The sequence below is a fragment of the Micromonospora sp. URMC 106 genome (assembly GCF_051386395.1).
GTDB lineage: Bacteria > Actinomycetota > Actinomycetes > Mycobacteriales > Micromonosporaceae > Micromonospora.
Genome location: NZ_JBPQTP010000002.1, coordinates 123,600 through 139,117, shown reverse-complemented (window position 1 = coordinate 139,117; position 15,518 = coordinate 123,600). Strand labels below are relative to the sequence as shown.

Annotated in this window: 10 protein-coding genes; 8 read left to right on the top strand and 2 right to left on the bottom strand. The window is 73.5% G+C overall.

Annotation, left to right across the window (positions count from 1 at the left end; all coding sequences use genetic code 11):
* Window positions 1-198 precede the first annotated feature (198 nt).
* The 5 genes from ACSNOB_RS01370 to ACSNOB_RS01350 all read left to right on the top strand — a co-directional run bounded on the left by ACSNOB_RS01370 (window position 199) and on the right by ACSNOB_RS01350 (window position 8,222).
* Complete coding sequence (locus tag ACSNOB_RS01370) at window positions 199-2,553, top strand: sodium-translocating pyrophosphatase (RefSeq protein WP_393102089.1); 2,355 nt, start codon at window positions 199-201, stop codon at window positions 2,551-2,553.
* Window positions 2,554-2,665: 112 nt separating this feature from the next.
* On the top strand, window positions 2,666-3,208 hold the full coding sequence (locus ACSNOB_RS01365; RefSeq protein WP_393102090.1) for a hypothetical protein: 543 nt from the start codon (window positions 2,666-2,668) through the stop codon (window positions 3,206-3,208).
* Complete coding sequence (locus tag ACSNOB_RS01360) at window positions 3,199-3,912, top strand: hypothetical protein (protein ID WP_436684664.1); 714 nt, start codon at window positions 3,199-3,201, stop codon at window positions 3,910-3,912. The genes ACSNOB_RS01365 and ACSNOB_RS01360 overlap by 10 nt, the downstream gene beginning before the upstream one ends.
* A gap of 330 nt (window positions 3,913-4,242) precedes the next feature.
* On the top strand, window positions 4,243-7,116 hold the full coding sequence (gene topA / locus ACSNOB_RS01355; protein ID WP_436684663.1) for a type I DNA topoisomerase: 2,874 nt from the start codon (window positions 4,243-4,245) through the stop codon (window positions 7,114-7,116).
* Window positions 7,117-7,259: 143 nt separating this feature from the next.
* Window positions 7,260-8,222 (top strand): endonuclease domain-containing protein, encoded by a 963-nt coding sequence (locus tag ACSNOB_RS01350; protein WP_436684661.1) that lies wholly within the window; start codon window positions 7,260-7,262, stop codon window positions 8,220-8,222.
* A 101-nt stretch (window positions 8,223-8,323) separates the two neighbouring features.
* Here the strand turns inward: ACSNOB_RS01350 and ACSNOB_RS01345 are convergent, their stop codons facing one another.
* The gene (locus ACSNOB_RS01345) at window positions 8,324-9,637 is read right to left on the bottom strand and encodes a D-arabinono-1,4-lactone oxidase (protein WP_436684660.1); all 1,314 of its coding nucleotides are present in this window, start codon (window positions 9,635-9,637) and stop codon (window positions 8,324-8,326) included.
* A gap of 225 nt (window positions 9,638-9,862) precedes the next feature.
* On the opposite strand from ACSNOB_RS01345, the gene ACSNOB_RS01340 reads away from it, so the two are divergent.
* Window positions 9,863-10,438 carry a TetR family transcriptional regulator gene (locus tag ACSNOB_RS01340; RefSeq protein WP_091099088.1) on the top strand — a complete coding sequence of 192 codons (576 nt, stop codon included), beginning with the start codon at window positions 9,863-9,865 and terminating at the stop codon, window positions 10,436-10,438.
* Between the two features lie 112 nt (window positions 10,439-10,550).
* On the opposite strand, the gene ACSNOB_RS01335 is transcribed toward ACSNOB_RS01340, so the two are convergent.
* Window positions 10,551-11,759 (bottom strand): alanine racemase, encoded by a 1,209-nt coding sequence (locus ACSNOB_RS01335; protein ID WP_436684659.1) that lies wholly within the window; start codon window positions 11,757-11,759, stop codon window positions 10,551-10,553.
* A 298-nt stretch (window positions 11,760-12,057) separates the two neighbouring features.
* Between ACSNOB_RS01335 and tmk the strand changes: the two genes are divergently transcribed.
* On the top strand, window positions 12,058-14,157 hold the full coding sequence (gene tmk / locus ACSNOB_RS01330; protein ID WP_393102897.1) for a dTMP kinase: 2,100 nt from the start codon (window positions 12,058-12,060) through the stop codon (window positions 14,155-14,157).
* Window positions 14,157-15,422, top strand: a complete 1,266-nt coding sequence (locus tag ACSNOB_RS01325; protein WP_436684658.1) for a DNA polymerase III subunit delta' — start codon at window positions 14,157-14,159, stop codon at window positions 15,420-15,422. The genes tmk and ACSNOB_RS01325 overlap by 1 nt, the downstream gene beginning before the upstream one ends.
* Window positions 15,423-15,518: the final 96 nt, after the last annotated feature.

Sequence of the window (15,518 nt, the reverse complement as noted above, 5' to 3'; positions counted from 1 at the left end):
CTCGGTGTGACCTCCGACACTGGAGAGGGCTACAGTACGCGGGTTGTCAGCAAGTGATCGCATCCCGCAACCAGCGGGAACGGTGTTCATCGCTGGTCCGCCGGGGTGGGTTGGCGCGCGCTTGCGAAATCCGCATCCAGGCGCCGGGTCGGTGCGTCTCCACCGGCCGGCGCGAGCGTTCGGTACAGGAGGACACAGATGTCCGACACCTTGGCCGCCGAGGGCGGCGGGATCTCCCTCACCGGAAACAACGTCACGTACGTCGTCATCGCCGCGGTGATCGCGCTGGTGGCGCTCGCCTTCGCCGCCGCACTGACGAAGGCCGTACTGGCAGCCGGCAAGGGCACCACCAACATGCAGGAGATCTCCGGCGCGGTCCAGGAGGGCGCCTCGGCCTACCTGCTCCGGCAGTTCCGTACCCTGGCGATCTTCGTCGTCGTCGCCGTGGTGCTGCTCTTCCTGCTGCCGGTGCACGACACCGATGGCAACGAGACGGCGGTGAAGATCGGCCGGTCCGCCTTCTTCGTCATCGGCGCGCTGTTCAGCGCGTTCATCGGCGGCGCCGGCATGTGGCTGGCCACCCGCGCCAACCTGCGGGTCGCCGCCGCCGCCCGCGAGCGGCAGGGTGGCCGCGAGGCCGCCATGAAGATCGCCTTCCGCACCGGCGGCGTGGTCGGCTTCCTCACCGTCGGTCTCGGCCTCTTCGGCGCGGCGCTGGTCGTGCTGTTCTTCCGGGCCGACGCGCCGACCGTGCTGGAGGGCTTCGGCTTCGGCGCCGCGCTGCTCGCCATGTTCATGCGGGTCGGCGGCGGCATCTTCACCAAGGCCGCCGACGTCGGCGCCGACCTGGTCGGCAAGGTCGAGCAGGGCATCCCCGAGGACGACCCGCGCAACGCCGCCACCATCGCCGACAACGTGGGCGACAACGTCGGCGACTGCGCCGGCATGGCCGCCGACCTCTTCGAGTCGTACGCCGTGACCCTGGTCGCCGCGCTGATCCTCGGCCGCGCCGCCTTCGGCGAGCAGGGCCTGGTCTTCCCGCTGATCATCTCCACCATCGGCGTGCTCGTCGCGATCATCGGCGTCTTCATCACCCGGCTGCGCGCCTCCGACCGCAGCGGCCTGACCGCCATCAACCGGGCCTTCTACATCTCCGCGCTGCTCTCCGCGGTGCTGGTCGCGATCGCCACGTACGCGTACCTGCCGGCCACCTTCGGCGAGCTGGAGGGCGGGCTGACCGACGTCGACGAGAACCCGCGGGTGGTCGCGATCGGCGCGGTCGTCATCGGCATCGTGCTGGCCGCCGCGATCCAGGCGCTGACCGGCTACTTCACCGAGACGAACCGGCGCCCGGTGCAGGACATCGGCAAGAGCTCGCAGACCGGTCCCGCCACCGTCATCCTCGCCGGTATCAGCGTCGGACTGGAGTCGGCGGTCTACTCGGCGCTGCTGATCGGCGCCGGCGTGTTCGGCGCGTTCCTGCTCGGCGGCAGCTCCATCACACTCTCGCTGTTCGCCGTGGCGCTGGCCGGCACCGGCCTGCTCACCACCGTCGGCGTGATCGTCGCGATGGACACGTTCGGCCCGATCTCCGACAACGCCCAGGGCGTGGCGGAGATGTCCGGCGACATCGACGAGCACGGCGCGCGGACGCTGACCGAACTGGACGCGGTGGGCAACACCACCAAGGCGATCACCAAGGGCATCGCGATCGCCACGGCGGTGCTCGCCGCGACCGCGCTCTTCGGCTCCTACACCGACACGCTGCGCACCGCGTACTCGGACGCCGGGGTGGGCGACGTCGGCGCCGAGATCCTCAACTCGCTGAACGTGGCGAACCCGCGCAACCTGGTCGGCCTGATCATCGGCGCGGCGGTGGTCTTCCTCTTCTCCGGGCTGGCCATCAACGCGGTCTCCCGCTCGGCCGGCGCGGTCGTGATGGAGGTCCGCCGGCAGTTCCGCGAGCTGCCCGGGATCATGGACCGCACCCAGCGCCCCGAGTACGGCAAGGTCGTCGACATCTGCACCCGGGACGCGCAGCGCGAGCTGATGACCCCCGGCCTGCTCGCCATCCTCGCGCCGATCGCGGTCGGCTTCGGCCTCGGGCCCGGCGCGCTCGCGGCGTACCTGGCCGGCGCGATCGGGGCCGGCACGCTGATGGCGGTCTTCCTGGCCAACTCCGGCGGCGCCTGGGACAACGCCAAGAAGCTCGTCGAGGACGGCGCGTACGGCGGCAAGGGCTCCGAGGCGCACGCCGCGACGGTCATCGGCGACACCGTCGGCGACCCGTTCAAGGACACCGCCGGCCCGGCGATCAACCCGCTGATCAAGGTGATGAACCTGGTCTCGCTGCTGATCGCGCCGGCCGTGGTGGCCTGGAGCGTGGGCGACGAGCGGAACACGGCCCTGCGGGTCGGCATCGCCGTGGTGGCGACGCTGATCATCGTCGCGGCGGTGGTGTTCAGCAAGCGCAAGGGCGTGGCGATGTCCGACTCGGGCAGCGGCACCGGCGCGGGCAGCGCGGACCAGCGGCCGGAGACGGTCAACGCCTGATCCGTACGGCATCCGGTCCCCGGTCGGCCCGCGTGGTCGGCCGGGGACCGTCCGTGCCGCCGGGCAAACCTGACCGGTGCCCCGGCTCGACAGAGGCCGTACGCTGCTTCGCATGCGCACGTGCCGGGCGACAGCCGCCGGAAAGCTCACGGTGGTCCTGGCCACGCTCGTCCTCGTGGCCGCCGGTTGCGGCGGCGGTCCCAGCCCGCAGGCGTGGGCGGCGTCGGTCTGTTCGGCGCTCACTCCCTGGCGGGCCGAGATCAGCAAGCTGACCAGCAGCACCGACCAGCAGATGACCGCCCAGACCACCCCGGCGCAGGCGAAGGAGAACCTGGTGCGGCTCTTCGGCGGGGCGGAGCAGGCCAGCGAGACCGCCCGGCGCAAGGTCGAGCAGGCCGGCATCCCGGAGACCGAGCACGGCGCGGAGGTCTCCGAGGGCTTCCGGTCCTCCCTGGCGAAGATGCGCGACGCGTACGGCAGGGCCCGGGACACCATCGACGGGCTGAGCACCGGCCAGCCCGCCGCCTTCTACGACGGCGTCCGGGCCGCGGTGGAGACCCTGAACAAGGAGTACGACGCCAGCGCGCTCGACACCAGCCGGCTCAACTCGGAGGAGTTGAAACGGGCCTTCGACGAGGTGCCGGAGTGTCGCTGAGCGGGACCGGTGAGCCGGCCGACGGGCTGACGCCGCCCGCACTCTTCCCGGCGCCCGAGCCGGACCGGGTGGCGCCCGCGCCCCGCCGGGTCGCCCCGCCCCCGCCGGCCGACCCCGACGACTCCGCCCGGCAGCTGCCCTTCTTCGCCGCCGACGCGGCGGACCCCTCCCTCGCCGACCTCGCCGGGCTGCTCGCCGGCCCGGGCGAGGTGGTCCGGATGGGCGGCACGGCCCGCCTCTCGGTGGTGGTGGACGCCGCCTGGCGGGTGCACGTGCTCGTCGCCGAGCTGGCGCTGCGCGGGGTGGCGGCCACCTGGGAGGCGACCGCCGACGGGCGACACGCGGTGCGCACCTCGTACGCCCGCACGCTGAAGCCGCTCGCGGTGGCCTGGCTGCGCGGCTCCGCCAAACGCCCGCCCGCCGGGTTCCACCTGAACGGCCGGCGGCTGCGGCTCTGGCTGGCCGCGGCGGGGGTCGCCGAGCCGCCCGGCTTCCTGCTCCGGCTCGGCGCCGGAGACGAGGAGTGCTGGGAACCGGTCGGCGGGGCGCTCGCCGCGGTCGGCCTCTCCGGTGCGCTCCTCGGGCCGGCGGAGGGCGGCCCGGCGTACCGGATCACCGGCCGCCGCCGGCTCGCCCGCCTGGCCGAGCTGGTCGGCGACCCGCCGCCCGCCGCCCCGCCGGCGGCCTGGCCCGGACACGCCTGACCCGCCCCGCCGGCGCAGGGTGTCCGATCCGGGACAGCCGGACGCGGAAATTCGCAGGAAAACGGCCGGGTGGTGGCTCAACCGAGGGTCCGCCATCGTCACAGTGCCACGCCTGGCGGCACACGCACGGTGTACGGTGGCGCCGTCCGGCACCGCCAGCGCTGCCGGAGAGAAGGTGCTGCCCCGCCGGGGGCGGTTTGCCGCCCGCGAAACCCGAAACGCGGGCGGCGCGTTACGTTGGACATCCGGACCGCCGGGGGCCGGCGGGTCGAAAGGGGCCCGAACCGGGCGCCGCGGCGGCTGCGAGCAGGAGTGAGGTCGGGGAGAGACGTGCCGAGCAACGCTGGAACCACCCGTCTGGTCATCGTCGAGTCACCGGCGAAGGCCAAGACGATCTCGGGCTACCTCGGCCCGGGGTACGTCGTGGAGGCCAGCTTCGGCCACGTCCGGGACCTCCCGCGCAACGCCGCCGACGTGCCGGCGAAGTACAAGGGCGAGCCGTGGGCCCGGCTCGGGGTGGACGTCGACAACGGCTTCCACGCCCTCTACGTGGTCTCCGCCGACCGCAAGCAGCAGATCAGCAAGCTGGTGAAGCTGGCCAAGGAGGTCGACGAGATCTTCCTGGCGACGGACGAGGACCGCGAGGGCGAGGCGATCGCCTGGCACCTGGTGGAGACGCTCAAGCCCAAGGTGCCGGTCAAGCGGATGGTCTTCCACGAGATCACCAAGCCGGCGATCCAGGCCGCGGTGGCCAACCCGCGCGAGATCGACCGGGACCTGGTCGACGCCCAGGAGGCCCGCCGCATCCTCGACCGCCTCTACGGCTACGAGGTCTCCCCGGTGCTGTGGAAGAAGGTCATGCCGAAGCTCTCGGCGGGCCGGGTGCAGTCCGTGGCGACCCGGATCGTGGTGGAGCGCGAGCGGCAGCGGATGGCCTTCCGCACGGCGGAATACTGGGACATCCTGGCCACCCTGGCCGTGGCGAACGCCGGCGAGGGGCCGCGGAGCTTCAACGCCACCCTGGTCGCGCTGAACGGCGACCGGATCGCCACCGGCAAGGACTTCGAGCCGACCACCGGGCGGGTGAAGCCCGGCGCCGGCGTGGTGCACCTCGACGAGGGGGGCGCCCGGGGTCTCGCGGCCCGCCTGGAGGGGCGGCCGTTCACCGTCACCCGGGTCGAGGAGAAGCCCTACCGCCGCCGGCCGTACGCGCCGTTCATCACCTCCACGCTCCAGCAGGAGGCGGCCCGCAAGCTGCGGTTCTCGTCGCAGCAGACGATGCGCACCGCGCAGCGCCTCTACGAGAACGGCTACATCACCTACATGCGTACCGACTCGGTGAACCTGTCGGAGACCGCCATCGCGGCGGCCCGCCGGCAGATCGTCGAGCTCTACGGCGAGCGCAGCGTGCCGCCGGAGCCGCGCCGCTACACCGGCAAGGTGAAGAACGCGCAGGAGGCGCACGAGGCGATCCGCCCCGCGGGGGACAACTTCCGCACGCCGGGCGACGTGGCCAAGGAGCTGTCGGCCGAGGAGTTCAAGCTCTACGAGCTGATCTGGCGGCGCACCATCGCCTCGCAGATGACCGACGCGGTCGGTTCCAGCGTCTCGGTGCGCATCCGCGCGGTCTCCGCCGCGCAGGAGGAGGCCGACTTCGGCGCGACCGGCAAGACGATCACCGACCCGGGCTTCCTGCGGGCGTACGTGGAGTCGAGCGACGACGAGAACGCCGAGGCCGAGGACGCCGAGCGCCGGCTGCCCACCCTGGTCAAGGACCAGCCCCTCACCGCCGACGAGCTGGCCGCGCAGGGCCACCACACCCAGCCGCCGTCGCGCTACACCGAGGCGTCGCTGGTCAAGGCCCTCGAAGAGCTGGGCATCGGCCGCCCGTCGACGTACGCGTCGATCATGCAGACGATCCAGGACCGCGGCTACGTGACCAAGCGTGGCCAGGCGATGATCCCGACCTTCCTCGCCTTCGCCGTGATCGGGCTGATGGAGCGGCACTACCCGCGCCTGATCGACTACGACTTCACCGCCAGCATGGAGAACGAGCTGGACGAGATCGCCGGCGGTGACCACGCCGCCGTCGACTTCCTCACCGCGTTCTACTTCGGCAGCGCCAACGGCGCCGGCGACCGGGACATCGCCCGCTCCGGCGGGCTGAAGAAGCTGGTCACCGAGAACCTGAGCGACATCGACGCGCGCAGCGTGAACTCGATCCCGCTGTTCACCGACGACGAGGGCCGCGAGGTCGTCGTGCGGGTGGGCCGCTACGGGCCGTACCTCCAGCGGGCGGTGCCGGGTGAGCAGCAGGCGCCCACCGCCGAGGGCGAGGAGGGCGGCGGCCAGGGCGACCGGGCGCCGATCCCCGAGGGGCTGGCGCCGGACGAGTTGACCCCGGAGAAGGTGCACGAGCTGTTCCTCGGCGGCGGGGGCGAGCGCAAGCTCGGCGACGACCCGGCCACCGGCGAGCCGATCCTGCTCAAGTCGGGCCGCTTCGGCCCGTACGTGGCCAGCGGCGAGCGCAAGTCGTCGCTGCTGCGCTCGCAGTCGCCGGACTCGCTCACCTTCGACGAGGCGCTGAAGCTGCTCAGCCTGCCCCGGCTGGTCGGCGTGGCCCCGGACGGCGTCGAGGTCTTCGCGAACAACGGCCGCTACGGCCCGTACGTCAAGCGCGGCGACGAGTTCCGCTCGCTGGACTCCGAAGAGAAGATGTTCACCGTCACGCTGGACGAGGCGCTGGCCCTGCTGGCGGCCCCGAAGACGCGCCAGCGCAAGGCCGCCGCGCCGCCGCTGCGGGAGATGGGCGTCGACCCGCTGACCGAGAAGCCGCTGGTCATCAAGGACGGCCGGTTCGGCCCGTACGTCACGGACGGGGAGACCAACGCGTCGCTGCGGCGCGGCCAGACCCCGGAGGCGCTGAGCATCGAGGAGGCCTCCGAGATGCTCGCCGAGAAGCGGGCGAAGGGGCCGGCGCCGAAGAAGAAGTCCGCCGCGAAGAAGGCGCCCGCCAAGAAGGCCACGGCGACGAAGGCCACGGCGACGAAGGCCACGGCGACGAAGGCGACGGCGACGAAGAAGACGGCCGCGGCGACCAAGTCCACGGCCGCCAAGAAGACCACGACGGCCAAGGCCACCACGGCGAAGAAGGCCCCGGCCAAGAAGGCGGCCCCCCGCAAGGCCACCACCACCGCCGACTGACCCCGCCCGCCGTTCCCGCGACCGTTCGCGCGACGGAAGGATCTTGGAAGGTTTCAGCCCCTCCAGGGGCCGGAGCCTTCCAAGATCGCGACCGTTGTCCACAGGGGCAGCGCGCAGCGGTGTCGCGTGGGCAGGGTGGGGGCGTGAGTTCGCGCTTCGATGCCTCGCTCGCGGCGTTCAGCCGTGCAGTGCCGGGCGGCGACGCCGAAGAGTTGACCTGGTTGCTCTTCCGGCAGGAAGAGGTGATCAGCCTCGGCCAGGCCCTACGGCACCTGTCCCGCAAGGCGATCCGGCACCGGGTGGCCAGCGGGCGGTGGCGACAGGTCCACCGTGCCGTCTTCGTCGCCCACAACGGGCCGATCGGTCCCGCGCAACTCCGGTGGATCGCGGTGCTGGCCGGTGGGCCGGGCGCGATGCTCGGCGGGCTCACCGCCGCTCAGGCGGGAGGCCTGCGCGGCTTCTCCGGTTTGGTGATCCACCTCCTGCTGCCGGCCGCCCGGCGGCGGGACCTGCCGCAGGGAGTGCTGGCGCACCGAACGACCCATTTGCCTGAGCGGGACATACTCGCGGCCGGGCAGCCACGCCGGACCACGCCGGCCCGCTCGATCGTGGACGCGGCGCAGTGGGCGCGCACCGACGCGGAGGCCCGGGCGATCGTCGCGGCAGGCTTCCAGCAACGGGTCGTGTACGAGGAGGACCTGCGCGAGGTTATCGACCGGATGCCCCGACTGCGTCGTCGGAAACTGATCCTGGCCGTCGCCACGGACGCGGCCGGCGGTGCGCACTCCCTGGCCGAGTTGGACTTCCTGAGCCTGGTGCGCCGCGCCGGGCTGCCCGAACCGACCCGACAGAAGATCCGATACGACGCCAACGGGCGGCGCCGCTACCTCGACGCGTACTTCGAGGAGTGGAAGGTGCACGTCGAGATCGACGGCGGCCAGCACCTCGACCCGCGCGCCGCCTGGGCCGACATGCGCCGCCAGAACGACCTGTGGATCGAAGGAGACCGTATCCTCCGCTTCCCGTCCTGGGCCGTCCGTGCCCACCCCGCCGAGGTCATTGCCCAACTCCGCACGGCACTGCGCAGGGCGGGCTGGCCGGGCTGACGACTGCCCTGAGATCTTGGAAGCTGCCGGCCCCTGGAGGGGCCATTTCCCGCCAAGATTCGCGTCGCTCTCCTCGGTGCCGCCCCGCCTGGGTGGGTGCCTCAGCCGAGGAGTCGGGTGAGGTGGGGGTTGGCGAAGAGGCGGTCGGGGTCGAGGCGGTCGCGGACCGCCAGGAAGTCGGGGAAGCGGGGGTACGCGGGGGCCAGCGACGCGGCGTCGCGCCAGTGCAGCTTGCCCCAGTGCGGGCGGCCCCCGAGGCCCTCGGCGACCTGCTCGAACGCCCGGAAGTACGGCTCGTGGGGCATGCCGACGTACTGGTGGATCGCCACGTACGCCGACTCGCGCCCGTACCCGTGCGAGAGCCAGATGTCGTCGGCGGCGGTGAACCGCACCTCCACCGGGAAGAGCACCTTGAAGGGCAGGCCGTCCACGATCCGCCGGAGCGCGCCGAGCGCCTCGCCGAGCGCCTCGCGCGGCAGCCCGTACTCCATCTCCACGAAGCGGACCCGGCGCGGGGTGCAGAACACCCGGTCCGAGCGGCCGGTGTAGCGGCGTTCGGTGAGGGCCCGGGCGGAGAGCGCGCTGATCCCCGGCGCGAGCGCCGGCACGGCGCGGCCGAGCCGGCAGGCGCCCTCGAAGACGGTGTTCGACAGGAAGTCGTCGTCCAGCCAGCCGCGCCACCAGGGCAGCGGCCGGTCGTCGGCGGGCACCCGGTCGTTGGTCTTGACCTGCACCCGGTCCGTGTAGGGGAACCAGTAGAACTCGGCGTGGTCGTGCCCCTCGACCAGCGCCGGCACGTCGGCCAGCACCGCGTCCAGCGGCGCCGGCCGCTCGTGCGCGTGCAGTACGAAGGCGTCCACGCAGCGCAGGGTCACCTCGACCAGCACGCCGACGGCGCCCAGGGAGACCCGCGCGGCGGCGAACACGTCGGGGTGCTCGTCGGCGGAGCAGCGCAGCACCTCGCCGGTGCCGGTGACGAGGGTGAGCGCCTCGACGAACGTCGAGAGACAGCCGTACGCGGCGCCGGTGCCGTGGGTGCCGGTGGAGATCGCGCCGGCGATGGTCTGCGCGTCGATGTCGCCCAGGTTGGGCAGCGCCAGCCCGTGCGCGGCGAGCAGGTCGTTCAGCGCGCGCAGGGTGATCCCGGCCGGTACGGTGACCAGTCGATGATCGACGTCGACGCGTACGCCGGTGTCCAGATCGGTCAGTTCCATTCGCCGTCCGTCGGTGACCGCGACGCCGGTGAAGGAGTGGCCGCTGCCCACCACCCGGATCCGGTCCCCGGCCGCCGCGGCGGTGCGTACGGCCTCGGTGACGTCGGCGAGGGAGGTGGGGCGCAGGATGGCCGTGGCGGTGGCGCGTTGGTTGCCGGCCCAGTTGGACCAGGTGGCGGTGGACGGTGCGGTGCCGGCCATGCACACTCCTCGACATGAATATGAACTGACTTCATATCAGGAACGTTGTAGCAGGTAAATACCGCAATCGAGGTTTGCTCGTTGTACCGGTAGTCACGAACACGTGACGTGCAGATATGTTCATCCGTCGAAGGGGGGTGGCGCCGAGTGTCCACACCAGCCGCCACAGCCGGGCCGCTGCGCCGCGTACCGGTGCAGGGTCGAAGTGTCGCGCGGGTCCAGCGGATGCTGGACGCCTGCGCCGAACTCGTCGACGAGGTGGGGTACGAGGGCCTGACCACGACCCTGCTCGCCGAGCGTGCCGAGGTGGCGATCGGGTCGGTCTACCAGTTCTTCCCGGACAAGCGGGCGATCGTGCAGGCGCTCACCCTGCGCACGATGGAGTCCTACCTCCAGCGGCTCGACGAGCGGTTCGCCTCCGACGACCTGACCCACTGGTGGGACGGGGTCGACGCGGGGATCGACGAGTACATCACGATGCACCGCACCGTTCCGGGATTCCGTACCCTGCACTTCGGCGACGTGGTCGACCTGCACCTGCTCGATGAGCAGCGGGACAACAACGGGGTGATCGCGGACCAGTTGGCCCGGGTGCTCACCGAGCGCTTCGGCCTGACCGACGTCCCCGCCCTCCGGTTCCACCTGGAGATCGCCGTGGAGACGGCCGACGCGCTGATCAAGTTGGCGTTCCGTCGGCAGCCCGAGGGCGACGACCGGGTGCTGGCCGAGGCGAAGGCGCTGATCCGGGACTACCTGCACCGCCAGGTCGACGCCCCGGCCGACGCCGGCCAGCCCGGCTGACCGGTCCGTCGGCCCGGGTGCGTGGGCGGCGGGACCGGACGCGAACGGCCCGGGGTGCGCCGGGCGGCGGAACGTCGGCAGGACGGCCCGGGGTGCGCCGGGTCGGTGAGTCTCAGAGGAAGGCGCGGCCCTCGCCCCGGTAGGTGGGCACGGTGGCCACCACCGCGTCCCCCTCGATCAGGTGCAGCTCGTTGACGTGCTCGCACAGCTCGCCGGCCTTCGCGTGCCGGAACCAGACCCGGTCGCCGACCCGCAGCCCGGCGGCCGCCGCGCCGGCCAGCGGGGTCTGCACCTCGCCGGCCCCCTCGGTGCCGATCAGCTTCAGCCCGCCGGGCAGCCACGGGCGGGGCAGCCGGCTGTCCTCGGCCGGGCCGGAGGCGATCCAGCCGCCGCCGAGCACGGTGGCCAGGCCGGGCGCGGGGCGGCGCACCACCGCGCAGGCGAAGAACGCCGCCGGGGTGGGGCGCCAGGCGCGGTACGCGTCGAACAGCGTCGGCCCGTACAGGCCCGATCCCGCGGTGACCTCGGTGACCGCGGGATCGGCGCTGGTCGCGGCCACGCTGCCGGTGCCGCCGCCGTTGACGAACTCCAGGTCGGCGTGCTCGCGCACGGCGGCCACCGCCGCGGCCCGGCGGGCCAGCAGCTCGCGGTACGACCCGCGCTGGGCCAGCCGGATCGCGGAGCCGAGCACCGCCCGCCCGGGCGGCGCGTCGCCGAGGCCGGCGATCTGCGCCTCGTACGACATCAGCCCGACGAGCCGGAAGCCGGCGCGGCCGGCGACGGTGGCGGCCAGGGCGCCGGCGGCCCGGGCGCTGTGCACCGGCGAGCGGCGCACCCCGACGTGCACCCGCCCGCCCAGCGGTCGCCAGGACGCGTCCAGGTCGAGGCAGATGCGCAGCTCGGGCCGTCGCCCGGGCGCGCACACCGCGTCGACGAGGTCGAGCTGGTCGGTGGCGTCGACCATCAGCGTCACGGCCGCGGCGAGCGCCGGGTCGGCGGCGAGCTCGGCGAGCGCCCCCCGGTCGGCGGTCGGGTAGGCCACCAGCGCGTCGTCGGTCACACCGGCGCGGACCAGCCAGACGGCCTCGGGCAGGGTGAACGCCATCACGCCGTGCCAGCCGGGCCGCCCAAGCGCGCGGCCGATCAGCTCCCGGGCGCGGACCGACTTGCTGGCGACGCGGAGCGGCTTGCCGGCGGCGCGGTCGGCCAGCGCGGCGGCGTTGCCGTCGAAGGCCGCGAGGTCGACCACGGCGTACGGCGGGTCGAGGTGCGCGGTCGCCCGGTCGAGGCGTTCACGAAGTTCGTCGCTTTCGGTGGCCACGTCTGCACGCTAACTGTCTGGGAGTCAATGCGAAATACCCTCGCGTATGTCCGGGCTGCGGGCGGTGGTCGCGGCGGCCTAGGCTCGGCGAGCAGGAGAATGTCGCGGCGGGGTTGGCCCCCACCGGGTCTAGAGTGTTCCACCGGGACTGCCCAGCGATGGGCCGGCACGTGGAGGTACGGCCATCGAAAGCCAGTTCAACGGCGAGTCGCCCGGCGTGTCGCCGTCCTCGAACAAGTCCGGCGGCGCCGCCGACCAGCCCGGAGCCGACCCGTCCGGCTACGCGGGCATCCGCTCGGTGCTGCGGATCACCCCGTTCCGGCGGCTCTGGATCGTGCTCGGCGCGGCCTCGTTCGGCGACTGGTTCGGCCTGCTCGCCACCTCCGTCTTCGCCGCCGCCCAGGTCGAGGGGAGCACCGCCAAGGGCGCCGCCTTCGGTGGCGTCATCGCCATCCGGCTGCTGCCGGCGCTGGTGCTCGGCCCGATCGCCGGCGTGCTGGCCGACCGCTTCGACCGGCGCTGGACGATGGTCATCTGCGACGTGCTGCGGTTCCTGCTCTTCGCCTCGATCCCGCTGGTCGCGCTGCTCGGCGCCCCGGGCGGAGTGGTGGTCGGCTGGGCGGCGATCGCCACCTTCCTGATCGAGTCGCTCACGCTGCTGTGGATCCCGGCCAAGGAGGCCGCGGTCCCCAACCTGATCCCGCGCGCCCGGCTGGAGGCCGCCAACCAGCTCACGCTCATCACCACGTACGGCCTCACGCCGGTCCTCGCCGCGCTGATCCTCGCCGCGCTCGACGGCATCGTGCGGGCGGCCACCGGCGGCTCGACGCCGGACTGGGCCGAGCCCGCCCAACTGGCGCTCTGGTTCAACGCGTTCTCCCGGCTGGCCACCGCGCTGGTGGTGGCGTACGGAATCAAGGAGATCAGCCAGGGGCAGGCCGCCGAGCGGGACCGCGCCGAGCAGAGCATGCTGCGCCAGTTCAAGGAGGGCTGGCGCTACATCGGCCAGACCCCGCTGGTCCGTGGCCTGGTGCTCGGCATCTTCGGCGCCTTCGCCGGCGGCGGCATCGTGATCGGCACCGCCAAGTTCTTCGCCACCTCGCTGGGCGCCGGCGACGCGGCTTTCTACCTGCTCTTCGGCGCCATCTTCATCGGCCTGGCCCTCGGCATCGGGCTCGGGCCGATGATCGTCAAGGACATGTCCCGGCGGCGCTGGTTCGGCATGAGCATCGTGCTGGCCAGCGCCTCGGTGATGGCCCTGGCCTTCGCCATCCACCTGTCGATGGCGATGGTCGGCGCGATCCTGGTCGGCGCGGGCGCCGGAATGGCGTTCCTCTCCGGCACCACCCTGCTCGGCGGGGAGATCGCCGACGAGGTGCGGGGCCGGGTCTTCGCGGTGGTGCAGATCGGCACCCGGCTGGTGCTGATCCTCGCGATCGGCCTGAGCAGCCTGCTCGCCGGCGTCGGCGGCTCGCGCCGGCTGGAGCTCGCCGACCTCGGCGTCTCGATCTCGTCCACCCGGCTGCTGCTGCTCGCCGCCGGCGCCGCCGGCATCTTCGCCGGGATCAGCGCGTTCGGGCAGATGGACGACAAGAAGGGCGTCCCCGTCCTGGCCGACCTCTGGGGCTCGATCCGGGGTCGCCCGCTGATGCCGGCCGAGCCGTTCGTCTCCGCCGGCCTCTTCGTGGTCTTCGAGGGCGGCGAGGGCGCCGGCAAGTCCACCCAGCTCGCCGCGCTCGCCGAGCGGCTGCGCGGGCAGGGGCGCGACGTCATCGTCACCCGCGAGCCGGGCGCCACCGCCATCGGCGAGCGGATCCGGTCGCTGCTGCTCGGCGCGCCCGGGTCCGACGTGCCGTCGCCGCGCGCCGAGGCGCTGCTCTACGCCGCCGACCGGGCCCACCACGTGGCCACCGTCGTCCGGCCGGCGCTCGTCCGGGGCGCGGTGGTGATCAGTGACCGCTACGTCGACTCGTCCCTGGCGTACCAGGGGGCGGGGCGGACGCTCCCCGTGGACGAGGTCTCCTGGCTCTCCTCCTGGGCCACCGGTGGGCTCAAGCCCGACCTGGTGGTGCTGCTGGACGTCGAACCGGGCACCGGCCTGTCCCGGGTCGCGGCCCGCACCGAGGCGGCCGACCACGTCGAGGCCGAGTCGGTCGCCTTCCACGAGCGGGTCCGCTACGCCTTCCTCGACCTCGCCGCCGCCGACCCGAAGCGCTACCTGGTGCTCGACGCGTCCCGCCCGGTCGAGGAGATCGCCGAGCGGGTGGCCCGCCGGGTCGAGGACATGCTCGGCGCCCCCGGCGGCATCGTGCACCCGCGCCCCGCGCAGGGGCCGGACACCTCGGTGCAGCCGGAGTTATCCGAATCGGAGCTGGTGACGATGGAGCATCGGACCTGATGCCGGACGTCTTCGCCGACCTGGTCGGGCAGGACGAGGCGGTCGACACGCTGCGCCGCGCCGCCGCCTCGGCGGCCGCCGTGCTGCGCGCCGCCGCCGTCCCGCCCGCGACCGAAGCCGCCGGGGACGAGTTCGACGCGATCGCCGAGGAGGGCGCGGGGGCGGGAGCCGTCGATCCCGGGGCGGGCATGACCCACGCCTGGATCTTCACCGGGCCGCCCGGGTCGGGCCGGTCGGTGGCGGCCCGCGCCTTCGCCGCCGCCCTCCAGTGCGCGTACGGCACCGGCTGCGGCGAGTGCCCCGGCTGCCACACCACGATAACCGGCACCCACGCCGACGTCCGGCTGGTGGTGCCGGAAGGGCTCTCCATCGGCGTCAACGAGATGCGGGCGCTGGTGCTGCGCGCCGCCAGCACCCCGTCGGGCGGGCGCTGGCAGGTGGTGGTCATCGAGGACGCGGACCGGCTCACCGAGGCCGCCGGCAACGCGCTGCTCAAGGCCATCGAGGAGCCACCGCCGCGTACGGTCTTCCTGCTCTGCGCCCCGTCCACCCACCCGGACGACATCTCGGTCACCATCCGGTCGCGCTGTCGGGTCGTACCGCTGCGGCAGCCGGCGGCCGACGCGGTGGCCGAGGTGCTGGTCCGTCGGGACGGCGTGGCGCCCGACGTGGCGCAGTGGGCGGCGGCGGCCGCGCAGGGGCACGTGGGCCGGGCCCGTCGCCTGGCCCGCGACCCGGAGGCGCGCAAGCGCCGGGAGGCCGTGCTCGCCGTGCCGCGCCGGCTGACCGGTGTGGGCGCCGCGTTCGACGCGGCGTCGGCGCTGATCGAGGCGGCCGAGGCCGAGGCGGCGGCGTCGGTGGCGGAGACCGACGCGACCGAGCGGGCGGCGCTGGAGACCGCGCTGGGCGCGGGCGGCACCGGGCGGGGCGCGGCCGGCGCGATGCGGGGCGCCGCCGGGCAGCTCAAGGACCTGGAGAAGCGGCAGAAGTCGCGGGCCACCCGGGCGCAGCGGGACGCGCTGGACCGCGCCCTGGTCGACCTGGCGGGCTTCTACCGGGACGCGCTCACCATGGCGCTGCGCGCTCCCGTGGCGCCGGTGCACACGGACACCGCCGCGCTGGCCGAGGCGGGGGCCCAGAAGTGGGACGCCGAGGGGGCGCTGCGCCGCCTGGAGGCGGTGCTGGAGTGCCGGGCGGCGATCGAGGCGAACGTCAAGCCCCGGATCGCCGTCGAGGCGATGATGCTCGCGCTCTGGAAGGGCTGACCCCGCCGGTCCCGGTCGGGCCGGATCCTCACGCCCGGACCGGCTGTCCACAGGCATCGACAGCCGCGATTGCTGTGCGGTACGGTCCGGTGTGCC

What these genes read in the sequence shown, in the direction of transcription:
- ACSNOB_RS01340 (WP_091099088.1), top strand. Translation starts at nt 9,863, where the DNA reads ATGCTGGACGCCTGCGCCGAACTCGTCGACGAGGTGGGGTACGAGGGC.
- ACSNOB_RS01345 (WP_436684660.1), bottom strand. Translation starts at nt 9,637, where the DNA reads ATGGCCGGCACCGCACCGTCCACCGCCACCTGGTCCAACTGGGCCGGC.
- ACSNOB_RS01370 (WP_393102089.1), top strand. Translation starts at nt 199, where the DNA reads ATGTCCGACACCTTGGCCGCCGAGGGCGGCGGGATCTCCCTCACCGGA.
- ACSNOB_RS01365 (WP_393102090.1), top strand. Translation starts at nt 2,666, where the DNA reads ATGCGCACGTGCCGGGCGACAGCCGCCGGAAAGCTCACGGTGGTCCTG.
- ACSNOB_RS01325 (WP_436684658.1), top strand. Translation starts at nt 14,157, where the DNA reads ATGCCGGACGTCTTCGCCGACCTGGTCGGGCAGGACGAGGCGGTCGAC.